At 59.0% G+C, this 19,205-nt stretch carries 18 protein-coding genes; 15 read left to right on the forward strand and 3 right to left on the reverse strand.

Features of this window, described 5'->3' with window-relative positions; all coding sequences use genetic code 11:
• Positions 1 to 77: 77 nt before the first annotated feature.
• Positions 78 to 725 (reverse strand): TetR/AcrR family transcriptional regulator, encoded by a 648-nt coding sequence (locus tag BJ917_RS25780; protein WP_096512081.1) that lies wholly within the window; start codon positions 723 to 725, stop codon positions 78 to 80.
• Between the two features lie 125 nt (positions 726 to 850).
• On the opposite strand from BJ917_RS25780, the gene BJ917_RS25785 reads away from it, so the two are divergent.
• The 7 genes from BJ917_RS25785 (at position 851) to BJ917_RS25815 (ending at position 8,444) form a co-directional block, all read left to right on the forward strand.
• The gene (locus BJ917_RS25785) at positions 851 to 2,887 is read left to right on the forward strand and encodes an NADH:flavin oxidoreductase (protein WP_121105215.1); all 2,037 of its coding nucleotides are present in this window, start codon (positions 851 to 853) and stop codon (positions 2,885 to 2,887) included.
• Between the two features lie 126 nt (positions 2,888 to 3,013).
• Complete coding sequence (locus tag BJ917_RS25790) at positions 3,014 to 4,321, forward strand: Xaa-Pro peptidase family protein (protein WP_121105217.1); 1,308 nt, start codon at positions 3,014 to 3,016, stop codon at positions 4,319 to 4,321.
• Positions 4,322 to 4,334: 13 nt separating this feature from the next.
• Positions 4,335 to 5,144 (forward strand): amino acid ABC transporter ATP-binding protein, encoded by an 810-nt coding sequence (locus BJ917_RS25795; RefSeq protein ID WP_121105227.1) that lies wholly within the window; start codon positions 4,335 to 4,337, stop codon positions 5,142 to 5,144.
• Positions 5,144 to 5,785 carry an amino acid ABC transporter permease gene (locus tag BJ917_RS25800; protein ID WP_121105229.1) on the forward strand — a complete coding sequence of 214 codons (642 nt, stop codon included), beginning with the start codon at positions 5,144 to 5,146 and terminating at the stop codon, positions 5,783 to 5,785. The genes BJ917_RS25795 and BJ917_RS25800 overlap by 1 nt, the downstream gene beginning before the upstream one ends.
• Positions 5,782 to 6,441 carry an amino acid ABC transporter permease gene (locus BJ917_RS25805; RefSeq protein ID WP_096512076.1) on the forward strand — a complete coding sequence of 220 codons (660 nt, stop codon included), beginning with the start codon at positions 5,782 to 5,784 and terminating at the stop codon, positions 6,439 to 6,441. The genes BJ917_RS25800 and BJ917_RS25805 overlap by 4 nt, the downstream gene beginning before the upstream one ends.
• Before the next feature lie 58 nt (positions 6,442 to 6,499).
• Positions 6,500 to 7,333, forward strand: coding sequence for an ABC transporter substrate-binding protein (locus tag BJ917_RS25810; protein WP_096512075.1), 834 nt, complete (start codon positions 6,500 to 6,502; stop codon positions 7,331 to 7,333).
• A 103-nt stretch (positions 7,334 to 7,436) separates the two neighbouring features.
• Positions 7,437 to 8,444, forward strand: coding sequence for an Ldh family oxidoreductase (locus BJ917_RS25815; protein ID WP_121105231.1), 1,008 nt, complete (start codon positions 7,437 to 7,439; stop codon positions 8,442 to 8,444).
• Between the two features lie 243 nt (positions 8,445 to 8,687).
• On the opposite strand, the gene BJ917_RS25825 is transcribed toward BJ917_RS25815, so the two are convergent.
• Positions 8,688 to 9,614 (reverse strand): LysR family transcriptional regulator, encoded by a 927-nt coding sequence (locus BJ917_RS25825; protein WP_177435613.1) that lies wholly within the window; start codon positions 9,612 to 9,614, stop codon positions 8,688 to 8,690.
• 289 nt (positions 9,615 to 9,903) lie between these two features.
• On the opposite strand from BJ917_RS25825, the gene BJ917_RS25830 reads away from it, so the two are divergent.
• The 8 genes from BJ917_RS25830 to BJ917_RS25865 all read left to right on the forward strand — a co-directional run bounded on the left by BJ917_RS25830 (position 9,904) and on the right by BJ917_RS25865 (position 18,076).
• Positions 9,904 to 10,419, forward strand: a complete 516-nt coding sequence (locus BJ917_RS25830; protein WP_096512043.1) for a flavin reductase family protein — start codon at positions 9,904 to 9,906, stop codon at positions 10,417 to 10,419.
• A 203-nt stretch (positions 10,420 to 10,622) separates the two neighbouring features.
• Entirely contained in the window at positions 10,623 to 11,465 is an 843-nt protein-coding gene (locus BJ917_RS25835; RefSeq protein ID WP_254007525.1) for an ABC transporter permease, read from the forward strand.
• A 57-nt stretch (positions 11,466 to 11,522) separates the two neighbouring features.
• Positions 11,523 to 12,473 carry a sugar ABC transporter substrate-binding protein gene (locus BJ917_RS25840; protein WP_096512041.1) on the forward strand — a complete coding sequence of 317 codons (951 nt, stop codon included), beginning with the start codon at positions 11,523 to 11,525 and terminating at the stop codon, positions 12,471 to 12,473.
• Positions 12,474 to 12,496: 23 nt separating this feature from the next.
• Positions 12,497 to 13,996 carry a sugar ABC transporter ATP-binding protein gene (locus tag BJ917_RS25845; protein ID WP_096512040.1) on the forward strand — a complete coding sequence of 500 codons (1,500 nt, stop codon included), beginning with the start codon at positions 12,497 to 12,499 and terminating at the stop codon, positions 13,994 to 13,996.
• 29 nt (positions 13,997 to 14,025) lie between these two features.
• A complete protein-coding gene (locus BJ917_RS25850; protein WP_096512039.1) occupies positions 14,026 to 14,823 on the forward strand; it encodes an SDR family NAD(P)-dependent oxidoreductase in 798 nt (265 codons plus the stop codon).
• A 201-nt stretch (positions 14,824 to 15,024) separates the two neighbouring features.
• Positions 15,025 to 16,128 carry an LLM class flavin-dependent oxidoreductase gene (locus BJ917_RS25855; RefSeq protein ID WP_096512038.1) on the forward strand — a complete coding sequence of 368 codons (1,104 nt, stop codon included), beginning with the start codon at positions 15,025 to 15,027 and terminating at the stop codon, positions 16,126 to 16,128.
• A gap of 79 nt (positions 16,129 to 16,207) precedes the next feature.
• The gene (locus BJ917_RS25860; RefSeq protein ID WP_096512037.1) at positions 16,208 to 17,092 is read left to right on the forward strand and encodes a transketolase; all 885 of its coding nucleotides are present in this window, start codon (positions 16,208 to 16,210) and stop codon (positions 17,090 to 17,092) included.
• Positions 17,093 to 17,095: 3 nt separating this feature from the next.
• Positions 17,096 to 18,076, forward strand: a complete 981-nt coding sequence (locus BJ917_RS25865) for a transketolase family protein (protein ID WP_096512036.1) — start codon at positions 17,096 to 17,098, stop codon at positions 18,074 to 18,076.
• Between the two features lie 201 nt (positions 18,077 to 18,277).
• Here BJ917_RS25865 and BJ917_RS25870 read toward each other — a convergent pair whose 3' ends face one another.
• The gene (locus BJ917_RS25870; protein ID WP_096512035.1) at positions 18,278 to 19,183 is read right to left on the reverse strand and encodes an NAD-dependent epimerase/dehydratase family protein; all 906 of its coding nucleotides are present in this window, start codon (positions 19,181 to 19,183) and stop codon (positions 18,278 to 18,280) included.
• Positions 19,184 to 19,205: the final 22 nt, after the last annotated feature.

Genomic DNA, 19,205 nt, shown 5'->3' on the forward strand with positions numbered 1-19,205 from the left:
CGGGAAGGCCGAGACAGGCTCGGAAACAAGGTGGACCACGCGCATTTTCAAAAAAACTGACTTGTGAGTCGATGTTTCTAGACGTTCAAATCGGCACCGCTAAAACCGTTGCGCTGATAAAAGCGCTCCAGCTCACGGGCTTCCGGCTCCCTGCCGGTGAAAATCTTCAGGTACTCGGGGATGTAGCGCATGCGCTGGGCCAGGGGCTCCCGGGTTTTCATGCTGATGTAGCCGATTTGCGTGAGGTAGATCGAACGGGCGCGGGTAATCGCAGCATCGTGTTCAAAGCCGAAACGGTCGAACATCTGCCGCAATGCCTCGACGCGCTGCGCGTCAGCCTCGCTGATTTCCTGCGCCACTTCCGGTGATTGCAGCGCCCAACTGCGCATGGCGAACTCGAACTGCGAGTCGAACAATTCGCTGTTCAACCAGCAGTCGAAGACGTTGAGAATCGCCTCGGTGATGGACTCGGCATAGGCCTGGGATTTGGTCACCAGGTTGAAGGTGTTCTTGTTTTTCCATTGCTCGATCAAGGCTACGAGCAAGGCATCGCGGTCTTCGAAAAACCAGTAGAAGCTGGTGCGCGACAAATTCAGTTTTTTCGCCAGCGGCATCACTCGCACGGCATCGACGCCTGACTCAGTCAGACTTTCGTAGGCCGCATTAAGCCAGCCTTCCAGTGAGCCTCGGCCTGCCGGTTCCGCCGTTGAGGTGGTTGCTTTCATGGGCATTTCTTCCCTGTTTGAATTTGCTTTTCGTGGTCAACTGTACACCAGTGTCAAGAGTATTGACACCTGTGTACAGAGGGGCATATTGTCGGCGTGCCTGATGACCTGTTTGCGAGACCGATATGAAAAACGATCCGCTACTTCAGCCTTATCGCCTCAAGCATTTGACCCTGCGCAACCGCATCATAACCACCTCCCACGAACCGGCTTACCCGGAAGACGGGATGCCGAAAAAGCTCTACCGGGCCTACCACGTTGAACGTGCCAAAGCCGGTGTCGCCATGACCATGACCGCAGGCTCCGCCGCGATCTCCCGTGACAGCCCGCCCGTGTTCAACAACATTCTGGCCTACAAGGACGAAGTGGTCGGCTGGATGAAAGACCTGACCGACGAGTGCCACGAACATGGTGCGGCGGTGATGATCCAGCTCACTCACCTGGGCCGGCGTACCCGATGGGACAAAGGCGACTGGCTACCGGTGGTGTCGCCCTCGCACAATCAAGAACCCGCACACCGCGCCTTCCCCAAGCAGCTCGAACAGTGGGACATCGACCGCATCATTCGCGACTACGCCGATGCCGCCGAACGCATGAAAGCCGCCGGCCTGGACGGCATCGAGTTGCAAGCCTACGGCCACTTGATGGACCAGTTCTGGTCGCCACTGACCAACGAACTGGAAGGACCGTACGGCGGCTCGCTGCAAAACCGCCTGCGCTTTACCTTCGATGTGCTCACGGCCATTCGCAAACGCGTGGGCTCGGAATTTATCGTCGGCATTCGCTACACCGGGGACGAAGTCCTCGCCGGCGGCCTGCAGAAAGAGGAGGGCTTGCAGATCTCCCAACTGTTGAAAGACAGTGGCATGATCGACTTCCTTAATGTGATTCGCGGCAACATCGCCACCGACGCCGGGCTGACCGACATCATCCCGATCCAGGGCATGCGCAATGCCCCGCACCTGGACTTTGCCGGCGAAATCAAGGCGCTGACCGGCTTCCCGACCTTCCATGCAGCGAAAATTCCCGACGTGGCCACGGCGCGGCATGCCATTGCCTCGGGGTTGGTGGACATGGTCGGCATGACCCGCGCGCACATGACCGACCCGCACATCGTGCGCAAGATCATCGAAGGCCGTGAAGACGATATCCGCCCTTGCGTGGGCGCCAACTATTGCCTGGACCGCATTTACAACGCTGGCGCTGCCTACTGCATCCACAACGCCGCGACCGGGCGTGAAACCACCATGCCTCATGAAATACCCAAGGCTGCGCAGAAGCGCAAAGTGGTGATTATCGGTGCCGGTCCCGGTGGCCTGGAAGCGGCACGGGTGGCAGGAGAGCGCGGCCACGAGGTGGTGGTGTATGAGCTGGCGGACAAACCCGGCGGACAGATTCGCCTGACCGCGCAGTCCGAGCGGCGCAAAGAAATGATCAGCATCATCGATTGGCGCATGGCGCAATGCGAGCGCCTTGGCGTGACGTTTCACTTCAACACCTGGGCAGACGCCGCGATTGTTCTCGATGAAAATGCCGACGTGGTGATCGTGGCGACCGGGGGCATGCCGCACACCGAAGTGCTGGAACACGGCAATCAGTTCCTGGTTTCAAGCTGGGACATTATTTCCGGCGACGTGAAGCCTGGGCGCAATGTGCTGGTGTACGACGATGCGGGCGACCACGCCGGCCTGCAAGCCGCCGAATTCATCGCCCGCAGTGGCGCCAAGACTGAAATCATGACCCCCGACCGCTCGTTCGCGCCGGAAGTCATGGGCATGAACCTGGTTCCCTACATGCGCTCGTTGCAGCAACTGGACACCACCTTCACCGTCACCTACCGGCTCAAGGTTGTGGAGAAACAAGGCGACCAATTGCTGGCTACGATCGGCACCGATTACAGCGACCTGACTAAAACACGCCTGGTGGATCAGGTGGTGGTCAACCACGGCACCCGTCCGCTGGACGAGCTGTATTTCGAACTCAAACCCTTGGCCAGCAACGAAGGCGCCGTGGAGTACATGGACCTGATTGTCGGCAAGCCGCAAACCGTTGCGAGCAACCCCGAAGGGCGCTTCCAGTTGTTCCGCATTGGTGATGCCGTGGCGTCGCGCAATACCCATGCGGCCATCTACGATGCCCTGCGGCTGGTCAAGGACCTCTAGCTGCCGTGTGTCGCCCACAACAATAAAGACAGCCGTCGCCTGATTTAGAAGCCTTTAGTTACTGCCCCGACAGTTGGTCTGATTGAATTTGATGAACATCAAACTCTTCCCAGCGGAGGTTGTTGCATGCATACGGGTTCTGATTCCATTGAGCTGCTCACTGCGTTAACCGAACGCGACCTGCGCTTTCGCAGCGATGCCAAGGTCACTGAACATGCCCTGGCGCCGGTCGACACGGCGTTACTCGATGCGTATACCGCCATCGATCGCAAAGCCCTGCGTCATTACCGCCTGGAGCGCATTCGCGAGCAACTGCGCGCCCAGGATTACGCCGGCATTCTGTTGGCCGATCCGATCAATATTCGCTATGCCACCGACACCAATAATCTCGGCTTGTGGGTGATGCACTCGCCCAGCCGCTATGTGTTTGTGGCCACCGACGGCCCGGTGGTGCTGTTCGAGTTCACCAGCAGCCGGCACAACAGCGAGCACGTGGAAACCATCGATGAAATTCGCCCGGCGATTCCCTGGCTGTATTTTCTTGCCGGCCCCCGCGTGCAGGAAAAAGCCGAGCGCTGGGCCCAGGAAGTGGCGGACCTGATAGCCCGCCACGGTGGCGGCAATCGCCGCTTGGCGGTGGACCGTTGCGACCCTTGGGGCGCGCAGCGCCTGACGCATAAGGGCATTGAGCTGTTTGATGCGCAGCCGTTGATGGAGCAGGCACGCTTGATCAAATCGGCGGAAGAGGTCGCCAGCCACCGGGTGTCCATGTGCGTGTGCGACCTGGCCATTGCCCGGATGCGCACAAGCCTGGTGCCGGGGGTCACTGAAAACCAGCTGTGGAGCATCATGCACGGGACTAATGTCGCGCACGGCGGGGAATGGGCCGAAAGCCGCTTGCTCAGCTCCGGGCCGCGCACCAACCCGTGGTTCCAGGACGCCACCGACAAGGTCATCAAGGCCGGTGAGATGGTCTGTTTTGACACCGACATGGTCGGGCCCGGTGGTTACCTTTCGGACATCTCTCGCAGCTTCGTCTGCCCTGGCAAGGCGCCGACAACGGCCCAGCGCGACTTGCTGGAAATCGCCTCGCAGCAGATCAACCACAACGTCGAACTGCTGCGCCCGGGCCTGTCCTTTCGCGAGTTTGCCGAACACTGTTGGCCTGTGCCCAAGCGCTTTGAACACAACCGCTACATGATGATGCTGCACGGCGTCGGCCTGGTGGACGAGTACCCCAGCGTCGCCTACGCCGTGGATTTCGCCGAGTGGGGTTACGACGGCCTGTTCGAGGAAAACATGGTGGTGTCGGTGGAAAGTTACATCGGTGAACAAGGCGGTGGGGAAGGGGTGAAGCTCGAAGAACAGGTGCTGATCAGCGCCAACGGGCCGATAAAACTTTCGTGCACGCCCTTAGTCGACGGCGATCGATAGCTGGAGCAAAACCATGAGCAGTATGACCGTGATTGAATCCGCGCCCTCCTTGGCGCCGCGCCCAGTGGCCAGCGCCGAACCGTTCTTGCGCCTGGAGGGAATTCATAAACAGTTTGGCCCCTATCCCGTCCTGCACGACGTGTGTTTTGAAATGAGCAAGGGCGAGGTGGTGGCCATTATTGGGCCTAGTGGTTCGGGCAAGAGTACCTTGCTGCGCTGTATCAATCAGTTGGAGCCGCCGACTCAGGGCCGGGTCAGTATGGATGGTGTGCACATCGAAGCTGGCAAAACGTTGCCCCGTACAGAGCTGCTCAAGCTGCGCCGGCGCATTGGCATGGTGTTCCAGTCGTTTAATCTTTTTCCGCACCTGACGGTACTGCGCAATGTCAGCCTGGCGCAAATCCGTACCTTGGGCCGCAGCGCCAAAGAGGCCGACGCCCGCTCCATGCAACTGCTCGAACGCGTGGGGTTGGCCGACAAGGCCCAGCATTATCCGGCGCGCTGCTCCGGTGGCCAGCAACAACGGATCGCCATCGCCCGCGCCCTGGCATTGGACCCTGAATTGATGCTGTTCGATGAGCCGACCTCGGCGCTGGACCCCGAACTGGGCCTGGAGGTGCTGGCGGTGATGAAAGAGCTCGCCAGCGAAGGCATGTCGATGATCGTCGTGACCCACGAAATGCACTTCGCCGAAACCGTGTCCGACCGCGTGGTGGTGATGGCCGAGGGGCGAATCATCGAGCAGGGGCCGAGCCAGCAAGTGATGCGCCAGCCCGAGCATGAACGGGTGATCCAGTTCCTCCAGGCCGTGAGGAATCGCTGATGCAAGACATCCTGATGATGCTGTTGAACGGTGTGCCGTGGACCATTGCGGTCACCGTGCTCGCCTTCTGCGTCGGCGTAGTGCTGGGGTTTCCGATCTGTGCCCTGCGCCTGTCCAGGGTCAAGCCACTGCGTTTTCTGGCGGCCATGCTGGTGCTGACCCTGCGCTCCATTCCGCCGATTGTCTGGCTGTTTTTCATCTTCTTTGGCATCGGTGGCGGCTATATCAGCCTGTCGCCGTTTACCGCGGCAGTGGTCGGCCTGGGGCTGATTACGGCGGCGCACATGTCCGAGGTGTACCGCGGTGCTTTCGCGGCGATTCCCACCGGGCAGTTCGAAGCCGCCTATGTGCTTAACCTGTCGACATCGCAACGGTTTTTCGATGTGGTGTTACCGCAGTTGGTGCGCATCGCCATTCCCACCTCGGCCACCTACGCCATTGGCCTGCTCAAGGATTCGGCCGTGGCCTCGACCATTGGCGTCGGCGATATCAGCTTCCAGGCCTATCAGGTTTCACAACAAACCTTTCAGGGCCTGAGTGTCTACAGCGCGGCGGCGCTGGTTTACCTGGTGCTCAGCGTGCCGGTGGCTTTGTTCTCCCGTTGGCTCTCGGCCACGTTGAAACAGAGGATTGCCCGATGAGCGAACTGCTGACGATGTGGGCCCAATGGCTGCCGGAGTTGTGGAAGGGCTTTGTGCTGTCGATGCAGGTCACGGCGGTGAGCCTGGGCCTGGGTATTGTACTGGGGCTGGTGCTGGCACTCAGTGTCTCGGCCCCGAGCCGCTGGTGGCGTTACCCGTCTTTGGTCATCGTGGAGTTTGGGCGCGGTGCGCCGGCGTTGATCCTGCTGCAGTATTTTTACTTTGGCCTGCCCAGCGTCAACCTGACCTTGACCTCGTTCTGGGCTGCCGCGCTGGCCATGGCGTACTGCACGGCGGCCTACACCAGTGAAATCATTCGCGGTGGCATCGAGGCGGTGGCCCCAGGGCAAACCGAGGCCGCTGAGGTGATCGGCCTCAACCGGTTCGACGCCCTGCGCTTTGTGATCCTGCCTCAGGCCTTGCGGGTAGCGCTGCCGTCGCTGCTGGGGTTCTCGATCATGATGTTCCAGGCCTCGTCGCTGTGTTTCACCATCGCCCTGCCGGAAATTGTCAGCCGGGCGTCTTCCATAGGTTCCTCCACGTTTGAGTACATGCCGGTGCTGATCCTGGCCGGTTTGATGTATGCCGCTGTCTGTGCTCCGGCGACCCTGGGCGTGGCAGCGCTGGAAAAAAGACTGGCACCCAGCCAGCCATAACAACAAATGCCACTCACGCCGTTTTCGGCTGCTGCTCTCTTATTGCAAAGGTGACGTCATGACTCGCTCATTTAAACGTTTTACCCATTGGATGTTCTTGTGTTCGACCCTGGCCGGCGCGCCGTACGCCCTGGCCGAATGCACCCCGGCGAACCAGTTTGAAACCATTACGCCGGGTGTACTGACCGTGGCGGCGTATGTCTTCCCGCCTTACTCGATACCGGGGCCGAACAACCAGTTGAGCGGCGTGGATGGCGAGATCATCAAGCGCATCGCCGAGCGCGAATGCCTGAAGGTCAAGACCATGGTGGTGGACACCGCAGCGGTGGTGCAGGCAGTGGTGGCAAAGCGCGCCGATGTCGGCATCGGTGACTGGTATCGCACGGCAGAGCGCAGCAAGGCGTTGGGGTTGTCGGCACCCTTGTACCTGGACGTGATGGGCATTATTTCGGATGAGGGTTACACGAAGATTTCCGAACTGGACGGCAAGCGCATCGGCACCGTGCAGGGCTACTTGTGGGTAGACGATTTGAAGAAGGCCTTTGGCGATAATCTGGTGCTCTACCCGAACCCGGTGGCCATGGCCCAGGACCTGGCGTCCAAGCGCATCCAGGTCGGCGCGGACAGCTTCGCGGTGGGGGTTTCTTCGCAGCAGAAGGGCGCCTACCCCGGCAAGAGCATCAAGGTGTCCGAGCCCGATCAGCGGGTCAAGGCCACGCTTGAGCCTGGGCAGAGTGCCTTCCCGTACACCAAGACTAACGCAGCCTTGGGCGAGGCGTTGGGCAAGAACATCCAGGCCTTGCATGCCTCGGGCGAAATCGCGGAAATCCTCGCCTCCTTTGGCCTGGACCGCGAGGCTGCGCAGGTGGGTGAGCCGAGGATGATTCAGTAGAGATAATCAACTGAACGACACAAATCCTGCGGGAGCGGCTAAAGCCGCTCCTGCAGGTTCTCAAGCTGCGGCACACCTACAATCCGAGAACACTGAAGCCACCATGGACGACAACAAACCCGACAAGCGCCTGTCTCTGACCGATGCCACTACCTTCGCACAACAGCTCTGCATGGCCCACGGCACCAGCTACGCCGTGGCCTCGGCGCTTGCCAACGCCACGGTATCAGCCCAGGCCCATGGCCAACACGAAGTCGGTTTCGGCCATTTGCCTGACTACCTCAGCGGCTTTGCCACCGGCCGAATCGCCATGGCTGCCGAGCCCATCGTGACCCAGGTCGCGCCGGCCATGATCCGCTGCGACGCGGCCCAAGGCATCGCGCAACTGGGGTTCGATCGCGCTTTCCCTGTGCTGTGCAGCAATGCGCATCAACTGGGTATCGCCCTGTTTGCGCAGTTCAACGCGTTCACCTGTGGCGAGTTGGGCTATTACACCCGTCGCCTGGCGCGCGAGGGGCTGGTAGCGTTGGCGTTCACCAATGGCTCACCGCTGCTCACCGTGGCGGGCCAGAGCCGGCCGCTGTACTCCACCAACCCCATCGCATTTGCCGCCGCCAGTGCTGCGGGTCGTTTACTGGCGATTGACCAGGCCAGCAGCGCCACGGCCTACGTAAACCTGCTTCGGGCCGCTGAAGCGGGGGAGGCGATACCGGCAGGCTGGGCGGTTGATGCACAAGGCAATGAAACGCGCAGCGCACGGGAGGCACTGCACGGGACGTTGCTGGCATTCGGGGGCGGTCGCGGCGCCAACATCGCGTTGATGGTCGAGGTGCTCGCGGCGGGTTTGACGGGGGCCAATTGGTCGTTGGATGCAGCAGATTTCCGTACCGGCAGCGAGTCCCCAGGGGCTGGCATGCTGGTGATTGGCATTGCGCCCAGGTTGCTGGACGAGTGCTTTGCCTCACGGCTGGGCGAGCAGATGACGCGGCTTGAAGCCTTGGGCGTTTACCTGCCGGGCAAGGCCAAAGAGCAAGCCTATGCCCGTGCGGTCCGCGAGGGCATCAGCCTGCCGTTATCGGCGTACGACGCGTTCAAGGCGCAGGTGGAATAGAGTTGGCTCGCGATTGTCCACCGGGAGGCGGGCGTTAGATTATCGCCAAACGGACTTTCAGGGATGTCCGCCTTTGGCCCGGAGTGTGTAAAAACCAGCCTCCACTCAAGGCCGCCGGCGCCTTCATCAGATTCTGCTTACCAAGGATTTTCACTGCCCGCTTCAAGTTATAGGCGAGCGCATTCAGCTCATTTCGGTGCTCACCCCCAGCTTTGCTGATTGCGATCATGTCGACGCTAAGGTCTAAGGTGGGGGCAGGATGTATCGCGATGGCGTATCGAGCTTTTTGAAGTACTGCACGGCAAAGTCGACGAAGGTCTTGACGCGTAACGGCAGCTTTTTGCCACCCTCCGTCAGCAGGTGAAATCCGGTGCTTGGGCATTGATAGTCTTCAAGCAGTGGGATCAACCGATTGGCTTGTATGTCGTCCGCCACCTCCCAGACCGACTTCCAGATGATCCCCAAGCCTTGAACTCCCCATTGACGCAAGGTAAATCCGTCATTGGCCAGCCGATTGCCCTTGACCTGAATTGTGGTTGGCACCCCTTTGTCCATGAATTTCCAACGATCAAGTGTGAAATCCGCACTCAGGTGTACCAGGCAGTTGTGATGCTGCAGGTCTTCAGGGCTGAGCGGTGCGCCGCGCTGCTCAAGATACTGCGGAGAACAGCAAACTATATGCCGGTCCACTCCAAGGGAGCGGGCGATAAGTGTGCTGTCCGGAAGGTCACCGAACCTGATCGCAATGTCCGAGCCGGACTCGACAAAGTCCAGTACGCGGTCGGTGAGAAAAAGGCGAACGCGGATATCGGGATTTTCGCTGATGAAGCTATCGACCAATTGGCTGATCCACTGCCGACCCAGATCGGTAGGGCACGTCAGGCCGATAGTGCCTAGCAAATCGCTTTGGCCGTTTTTGATGATGCTGTCGAGGGCGTCGACCTCCTCGAGAATTTTCTGGGCATTTTCAAACAGCAACTGGCCTTCGGCGGTAGGGCTCAAGCTTCGGGTGTTGCGCTTGAGCAAGCGCAATCCGTAGAAGTCCTCCATCGCCTTGAGTCGACCACTCATGGCGGCTGGCGACAGGCCCATTTGCCGACCCGCCGTTGAAAGTGAACCTGTCTGAACGACGAGACGAAACAGCCGCATGTCCTGCAATCGATCGACCATGGGGATTTTGCCTCGTGAAAGTTACGTTTTATTGTTAACAAAGTATCAGTCAATTGTTCAGTAAAAACCATCTAATCAAAAAGTCGGCAGGTAAGGCGAGCAAGTACGCAAGCGCTTTGGAATAGGGGTTTGAGGGCGCCTGTGAAGCGAATTCAAATATGTTTGTTGTTGGGTTCATCTTTCAGTTTCAGTGAAGAGTCAATTTTCTAAAATCGAATAGAAAAGTTCGGCTGATTGTTAATAATGCAAGCCAGTGCCTGTGAGTCACAATAAAAAGAGGGTTTATGCTATGCGTGTTCAATATCAAGAGGCCGCCCCTTCGATAGACCTGGCCGGTCAATTCAAATCGGCAATGGGCCGCTTTGCCTCTTCTATAACCCTGATCACCACACTTGATGACGATGGTCAGCCCCACGGCCTGGCCGCGACTGCCTTTTCCTCGGTGTCGATGGACCCTGCGTCGGCTCTTATCTGTGTCAATCGCAGCGCCAGTGCGTCACCGATCATCAAGCGTTCCGGGCTGTTCTGCGTGAACATGCTGCAAAGCCAGCATGAGCCGATCTGCAAAATATTCAGTCAGCCCGATCTGCGCGAACGACGCTTTGTCGAGGGTGACTGGCGTACCGGAGTTCACGGCATTCGTTACTTGGCCGACGCCCAGGCAGCGATCTTTTGCGAAGTGGTGCAGGAGATTGAACACGGTACGCACACGGTGATTATCGGCAACGTCATTTATGTCATCACTCAATCACTGGAAGAGCCACTTCTCTATATGGGAGGACGCTATCGGGAACTGGGTCGTTAATTCGTAGCTATCACGTGCTGCTCGATCTTATAACAATCAAATAAGAAGTGGATGTGGGTATGAACAATCAGTTGTTGGTAAAAACAAGATTGCCCGGGTCGATTCCAAAGTGGATTGGACTGGACAACAGTGTGGCGGGTCCGATGGCCGGGCTTTTATTGTTATGCGCAGTATTAACCTTCTTTACCAATAGTTTTCTGACCTTGAGTAACTTGCTCAATGTGCTGGATCAAGTGACGGTGCTGGGCATCATGGCGCTGGGCATGACGCTGGTGATTCTCATCGGTGGTATCGACTTGTCCGTGGGTGCTGTGCTGGCGGTGGCGATCATGGTCATGAGCTGGCTCGAACAGGCGCTCGGCCTGCCGATGTGGGTGGCCATGCTCGGGGCGATTGCCGTGGGTGCAGCCTGTGGTTCGACCACGGCCTTGCTGGTGGTTCGGGCCGGCCTTCCATCATTCATTGCGACGCTGGCGATGATGTCCATCGCCCGCGGCCTGGCCTATATGGTCACGGACGGTGCGCAAGTCAGTGGATTTCCGGAATGGTTCAGCAACCTCTCGGTTATCCGCTACGGCGGCGTGCTGTCGCTGACTGTCTGTTGTTTCGTGGTGCTGGCGCTGGTGTTCTGGTTCGTTCTCAAGTTCACGGTATCCGGTCGCAGCCTGTATGCCATCGGCGGTAGCAGCAAGGTGGCCAAGCTCGCCGGAATCCGGGTCAAGGGTTACACCAGCGCGGTGTACATCATCTCGGGCATCTGTGCGGCCCTGGGCGGCATCATCATGACATCCCGCCTGGACACCGCTGGCGCTGGTGCAGGTGTCGGCTATGAGCTGGATGTGATCGCTGCCGTGGTGATCGGCGGCGGCAGCCTCAAGGGCGGTGCGGGGAGTGTGGTCGGCACGATCATCGGTGTGTTGATCATCGGCGTATTGCGCAACGGCTTGAACCTGGCCGGCATTTCACCCTTCGTCCAGCAAGTGGTCATCGGCGCGGTGATCGCATTCGCGGTGATGCTCGATCTGCTCAAGCGCAAGGCTGACTGATCTCGGGTCATCGATCAAAACCGGCATCGTTCCACGCACAATAAAAAGGTAAAAAACATGAACCTGTCTGCTTTTTCGCTTCGCTTTCTGTGGCTGCCACTGCTGGGCTGCCTGATGTCGGCCGGTGCTTACGCACAAGGCAAACCTACGGACGAAATCACCGTCGGGATGTCGATCCCGAGCCTGCAATGGGTGTTCTACCTGATGGTCCGGGATGGCGTCATGGAACAGGCCAAGACCCTCGGCATCAAGAATGTACTGGTGGCTGATGCCCAGGCTGATCCCGCGCGCCAGGTCAGTCAGATTCAGGACATGTTGAGCAAAGGAATCGATGTACTGCTCTACACCGCGACCGGTAGCGCCGCCTCGGCCGTGCCGGTGCGACTGGCGCGACAGCAGGGTGTGCCGGTGATCTGCATTGACAACTTCCCGAAAAACGTCGAGTGCGACGCCTACATCTCCACCGACAACCTGGCCGCGGCGGGTGAACTGGCCCGGCAAATGATCAAGTTGACCGGCGGCAAGGCTGAAATCGGCCTGCTGCAAGGCACTCTCGGCGACTCCACTGAAGTGGCCCGGGCCAAAGGCCTCGATGCGGTGCTGTCCGAGGCGCCGGAGATGAAGATCATCGACCGCAAACCGACAGACTGGCTGCAGGACAACGGCTTCAAGGTCGCCCAGGACATGCTGCAGAAGAACCCGAAGATCAACGTGTTCATCGGACGTTCCGATGCGCCGGCGCTCGGTGCGGCTCAGGCGGTAAAGGTGGCCAATATCGATCACAAGGTCTGGGTGTTCGGTTATGACGGTTTGCCATCTGCTCTGGAAGCGATTCGCGATGGAAAACTGGACATGACCATCACGCAACAAGCCGTGGAAATGGGGCGTTCCGCATTGCGTACCGCCGTCGATCTGCAGCAAGGCAAACAGGTGACCAAGACGCAGCTATTGCCGGCCTTCGTCACCACCCGGGAAAACGCAGCAACCTTCCTTGAACAGCATCCTTGAGAACGGTGAAGGGAGGGCAAGTCATGAGTGCGATCAATACCACCCGGGAGCCGTTGTTCCGCGCGAGCAACATCGGCAAGTCATTCAACTCGGTCAGGGTGCTGGAAGATATCAGCCTCGATATCGGCTACGGAGAAGTGGTGGCGTTGCTGGGGGAAAACGGCGCAGGAAAATCGACCTTTTCCTCCATCGTCGCCGGCGCACTGACACCGTCCAAAGGCTCGATGTTCCTGGCTGGTGAACCTTATGCGCCAACCGGGCCGGGAGCTGCCATGGCGCTGGGGATCAACATGATCCATCAGGAAATCCACCTGCTGCCTGACTTGAGCGTGGCGGAGAACGTTTTCCTCGGTCATCTGCCGACCCGCGACGGCATCATCGACCGTAAGGCAATGTTCCGTGAAACAGAGAAGCAACTGCGGCGCCTGGGTCTGGATATATCGCCGGATACACCGGTGCGGCAACTGAAAATCGCCGCCCAGCAACTGGTGGAAATCGCCCGGGCCCTGACGCTCAACTCGCGCTTGTTGATTCTCGACGAGCCGACCGCAGCCCTGGGCAAGGACGAAACCGACCTGTTGTTCAAGCAAATCGAGGAACTGAAGAAGGAGGGGGTGTCCTTCATCTACATCAGTCATCGCATGGATGAAATTGCCCGGATCGCCGACAAGGTCGTGGTCATGCGTGATGGTCACCTGATCGCGCGTCACGACAGCGGTACGGCCGATGTCGGCGTCCTGGTGTCGCAAATGGTGGGGCGCCCGATCGATCGCTTGTTTCCAGAGTTGCCGGCCCCTGGGGATGCGGTGGTATTGAGCGTCGAGCAGCTGTCGGACAAGGCGGGGCGCTTTCACGATGTGTCTTTTTCAGTGAAGGCCGGGGAGATTTTCGGCATTGCCGGCATCGTCGGCGCGGGTCGAACGGAGCTGGTTCAGGCGATAGCCGGGTTGAGTGCATTGAGCCAGGGCAGGGTGATGCTGGGGGATCGATCACTGCCGGCCAATAACGTGCTGGCGGCGATCCATGCCGGCGTCGTGCTGATCCCGGAGGACCGCAAATCCGAAGGCGTGGTGCTGAGTCAGACGATTGCCGAAAACCTGGCCTACTGCAATCTGGATAGCCTCAGCTCCTGCGGTGTCATGGCCAACCACCGGGTAGCGGCATTCGCCCGTGAACGTATTGCGACGCTGGGAATCAAGGGCGTGGCGGGGCAGGTGCTCGACAAGTTGTCCGGCGGCAACCAACAGAAAGTGGTGATCGCCAAATGGATCGCGCGTAATCCGAAAGTCATCATTCTCGATGAGCCAACGCGGGGCATCGACATGGGCGCGCGCGCGGCGATTTACGAACTGATCATCAATCTGGCCAAAACCGGGGTGTCGGTGATTGTCGTGAGTTCCGACCTGGAGGAGGTCATCGGTCTGTCCCATCGGGTGATGGTCATGGCGCGCGGCCGTTCCCAAGGCATCCTGCATCGGCCGCAGATTGCCCCCGACAGCATCATGACCCTGGCGACCGCTTGATGACGGGCGCTAATCGAGGAGGTTCAAACATGTCGGCCCCATACCAGGCAATGCCGTATCGACCCTTTGCCGAGCTATTGGATTTGTCCGGAAAAACCGCGGTCGTCACGGGTGGCAGCAGCGGCATCGGTTTCGCCATCAGTCGGCGACTGGCCGAAGCAGGGGCCAATGTACTGATCGGCAGCCTGGCGCCGGAGCGTAGCGGGGAATTGATGGAGGCGGGTTATGCCGTGGCATTTGAGGTCACCGATGTCAGTCGTCCGGGTGACATTCAGCGGCTGGCGGACATCGCGGTCGAGCGTTTCGGTTGCCTGGATATCTGGATCAATAACGCCGGTGTCTACCCGCTCAAGGCGATTGATGACGTCGATGCGGATTTCTGGGACGGACTGCACGCGATCAACACGCGCGCTGTGTTTCTGGGGGCTCAGGCCGCACAACGGCAGATGCGCCGGCAGAAAGGCGCCGGGGCGATCGTCAATCTGTCGTCGATCTGCGGTCATCGTCCCATGGCTAATCACTGCACCTATGACGCCTCCAAGGGCGCGGTACTGGCCATGACCCGAAGCCTGGCGAAGGACTTGAGTGCCTCCAACATTCGGGTCAATTCGATCTCGCCAGGCTTGACCGCGACACCGGGCAACCTGGAGCCGGAGCTGCTTGAGCAGCACCGGCAGAACAACGTGCTGGGCAACATCGGCCTGGGTCGGGCGGCCGAACCCTGGGAGATCGCCGATGCTGTGCTGTTCCTGGTTTCGCCGCTGTCGTCCTATGTGACAGGCATCGATTTGCTGGTGGACGGCGGCTGGTTGCTGCACGGAAGTTGAATCGCAAACAAAGCATTTGAGGGTGAGCTGCACGCGCTGATGTAACGCGTCACTTGCCCCGGATATTTAACCCATTCCTTGAACGTTGCGACTTGCAGCGCCGGCACTGGCACGCCTGCGAAACGAGCGCTCGTCATGAAAACGGTGTGCAGCGAAACAGTTTCGCAGCGCACCGGTCACTGAAAACAGCAGGAGAACGACATGAAACTCGCCATGTTCATGCAGCCACTTCATCACAAGGGCTGGGACTATCACGAGATGTACGATCAGGACATCGCGTGTGCTGTACATGCCGACAGCGTCGGTTTTGATGAGCTTTGGGTCGGTGAACATACGTCACAGCGCACCGAGCCGATAACCAATGCGCTGCAATTTCTATCCACCCTGATTCCGTTGACCCAACGCATGAAACTGTGCACCGGAGTGCTGAATCTTCCGCACCATTTCCCGGCTCGAATCGCCGCCGATGCCGCGATGTTCGACCACATGTCCAAGGGGCGTTTCATCATGGGTATCGGCCCGGGTGGACTGGCTTCCGACTTCGAGGTGTACGGCAGCAACGGCAAGGACCGTGGACAGATGATGGTGGAGTGCTACGAGATGATCCGTGCGATCTGGAACTCGGGCGCGCCCTATGATTTTTCCTCGCAGCACTACCAGGTCAGCCTCAAGGATGCGGTGCACCACGAATTGGAAATTGGCTACATGCCGACGCCATTCCAGAAACCGTTTCCGCGGGTGGCAACCACGGCCATGAGTCCGTTTTCCGGCACCGCAAAACTTGCGGGTGCCAAGGATTGGGACCTGATGTCCGCCAACTTCAACCCGACGGCAACAGTGGCTTCCCATTGGCAGGCTTACTGCCAGGGCGCGGAAAGTGCCGGGATCAAGGCCGATGCCAATAATTGGCGCGTGGCCCGTTCGGTATTCGTTGCCGACTCCCAGGCCCAGGCCGAGGACTATCTGGCGCAAGAGAGCTGCACGCTGCGGCGCTACTTCGACTACATGATCGATAACCTGGCCACCAACCACTACACCAAGATCTTCAAGACCCGCCCCGACATGACCGACGAGGAAGTGACGGTCGACCACTGCATCAAGGAAATGGTGATTTACGGCGACGTGAACTCCGTCACCGAGCAACTGGTGGCGTTCAGTGAGCAGACCGGGCCGTTCGGCACGTTGATGACCACTTTCCACGAGTGGGATGACGAAGCGCTGTGGCGGCGCTCGATGCAACTGACTGCGCAACAGGTCATGCCGCGCCTCAACGACTACATGACGCCACGTTTGAAAGCGCAGTAATCGCCCGATTGCGCTGGGCTTATGTGCGGCCGCATCACGGATGCGGCCGAAACTCTGGTAACGCGCCTGGACACTACATATGACTGATTTGACAGATTTCCGCGACAACGCGGATCACGCTTTTGAACTGACTGCGAAAGAGTTGACTCGCCTGCGGGAAAAAGCCCAGTTCATTCGCCTGGAAACCATCCGGCTGATCGAGATCGCCAAGGTCGGCCACTACACGTCGGTGTTCTCCGCCGCCGAGTTGTTCGCCGCGTTGTATTACGACGTAATGGACTTGCGATTCGCCGAGCCCAAATGGCCCGACCGCGATCGTTTCATGATGGGTAAGGGGCATGCGGCCGTCGGGTTGTTTCCGGTGTTGGTGGAGTGGGGTTTCTTCGCCAAAGAAATCCTCGACAACTACACGCGCCTCGGTAATCCGCTGGGTGACCACCCTGATATGCGCAAAGTCCCTGGAGTGGATTTCTCCTCCGGTTCCATCGGTCATGCGCTGTCCGGCGGCTTGGGCATGGCCCTGGCCGGGCGGATGCTGGGCAAGACGTTCACCACTTACGTGATGCTCGGCGACGGGGAAATGCAGGAAGGGCAAGTGTGGGAAGCGGCGCTGTCGGCGGCCCACCATAAAACCGCAAACCTGGTGGCAATCATCGATCGCAATGGCTTTCAGCTCGACGGTAATGTCGATGACGTCATCGGTATCGAGCCGTTGGCGGACAAGTGGATTGCGTTCGGTTGGGAGACACACGTGGTGGACGGCCATGATCTCGCGGCAGTCACCCGCCTGTTGCGTCGCCTCAAAGCCGACACCACGCGTACGCAGCCGGTGTGCATCATCGCCAATACGGTGAAGGGCAAAGGGGTTTCCTACATGGAAACCGAGCCGGGTTGGCACTTGGGGTATCTCGACCCCGAAGATGCGCAACGTGCTATCGACGAAATCAAAAGCAAGGTGATCTAACTCATGAATACCGCACCTCTGTCGAACAACTCCTGGCAATACCGGGAACTAAACAGCCAGACGCCGAGCTTGAATGCCTTGTCGGATGCCCTGATCGAACTGGTCGAACGGGGCGAACCGATCGTTGCCGGTACCGCTGACCTGCAATACTCCAACGGCCTGTCAAAGTTCGCCGAATTGCACCCGGAAAAATTCGTGCAGTTCGGTATTTCCGAACAGAACATGGTGTCTGCCGCGGCCGGGATGGCGGCGGTAGGCATGAAGCCGTTCGTGGCGACCTTTGCATCCTTCCTGCCATTGCTGTGCTGCGAGCAGATCCGGATGGACGTGGCGTACTCAGCCTTGCCGGTGCGCCTGATCGGCCATCATGCCGGGATTTCTCTGGGCTTCTACGGCACCTCGCACCACGCCACCGAAGACCTGGCGATCATGCGTTCTATTGCCGATATCACGGTGGTTGCGCCAGCCGATGGCAATCAACTCAAGGCCGCGATACTCGCTTCGGCCAACTACCCGCAACCGATCTACTTTCGCATCCAGCGCGGGCGTGATCCGGTGGTGTACGAGACCGTTCCGGACTTTGTCTTCGGCAAGGCAACTGTGCACCTGACCGGCGATGAACTGACCATCATCGCGACCGGCTCAACAGTTCATCCGGCACTTGAAGCGGCGCGAGCCTTGAATGCCGCCGGGCGTTCGGTAGGCGTGATCGATATGACCACCATCAAGCCATTGGACCGTGAGGCGGTACTGACCGCCGCGCGCAACAGCCGATCCATTCTTACCGTTGAAGAACACAACATCATTGGCGGTCTGGGTGGTGCTGTGTGTGAAGTGATCGCGGAGGAGGGCATTGGGGTGAAAGTGCGACGCCATGGTATTTACGACGAGTACAGTCTTATTGCGCCGCCGACTCACCTTTATCGTCATTACCGGCTGGACGCGGCGGGTATCGAAAGCGTAGCGCTGGAGGTGTTGGCCTAAGCCTTGATATCGGGCGAAGGCGTTTGACTGACGGTTTTCCCCTTTAGGCTCAATGGGCCTGACGTGCAGCGAGGGTCTTCATTGACGATGACCCTGGTTGCACGTTTTTTTATGGGTGTGATTTGCCTGGAAGAGAGCATTCGCCAGCGCATAAAAAAGCTCACCGAAGTGAGCTTTCAGAATCTCGACAGTCAGCGGGTATTACCATTGTACTCCGCTGTTTTCGATCCACTGCAAAATCGATTCGCGCTTGGGCTTCCAGCCGAGCAGATTGCGCGCATTGACTGCCCGCACGCGGCTGTTGGAACCGATGGCAAAGCGCGCCCAATCTCCAAGCTTGGCGATGGCTTCATCAGCCGGCCAGCTTTGAGTCTCGCCGCCAAAGCCAAGGGATTTGCTGATGGACGTAGCGATTTCGAGGAAGGATGCTTCGCCGTTCTCGGCGAAGAACAACGAGGCCGATGGGGCCTTTTCGATTGCAAGGCGATAAAGCTCTGCCAGATCTTCGATGTGCACGTTGGACCAGCGATGCACCCCGGCCCCCATGTAGGCCCCGGCGCCATATTTACGCGATTGCGCGAACAGCTTGGGCAGTTGATCGCTTTTTGCCGGCAACCCCAATGATTCACCGTAAATCATGGTCGGGCAAAACACGATGCTGCGAATACCGTGTTCGACACCTGCGCGCCGCACGATCTGGTTGATGTGGACCCGATCCTTGCGGATGTCCATGGGGGTGAATGGCGTCTCGTCGGTGAAGATCTCGGCACGTTCATAAGCACCGCGAGCATCGTCACCCACAACACTTGAGCCTGAGGTGTGCAGCAGTACTTTTCCGCTGCCGCTCAGAGCGCTGATAAAGGTTTGTACCGAGGCCAGGTGATCCGAATTGGCCGCATTCACGACGGCGTCGGCAGCACGCGCCTGTTCGCTGAGAATGAAAGCGTCATCCAGGGTGCCGAGCACAGGGGTGATACCCAGCGCCAGTAGCGCACTGCGCTGTTCCGGGTTACGCAGCAGGCCACTGACTTCATGCCCCGCATCTACCAGGTATTTGGCAACCGAACCGCCGATGTAACCGGTCACGCCGGTAACGAAAATTTTCAATGTTCTGTCTCCTTCGCATCTT

Origin of the sequence: Pseudomonas sp. WPR_5_2 (genome assembly GCF_003634475.1) — a bacterium.
Classification (GTDB): domain Bacteria; phylum Pseudomonadota; class Gammaproteobacteria; order Pseudomonadales; family Pseudomonadaceae; genus Aquipseudomonas; species Aquipseudomonas izuensis.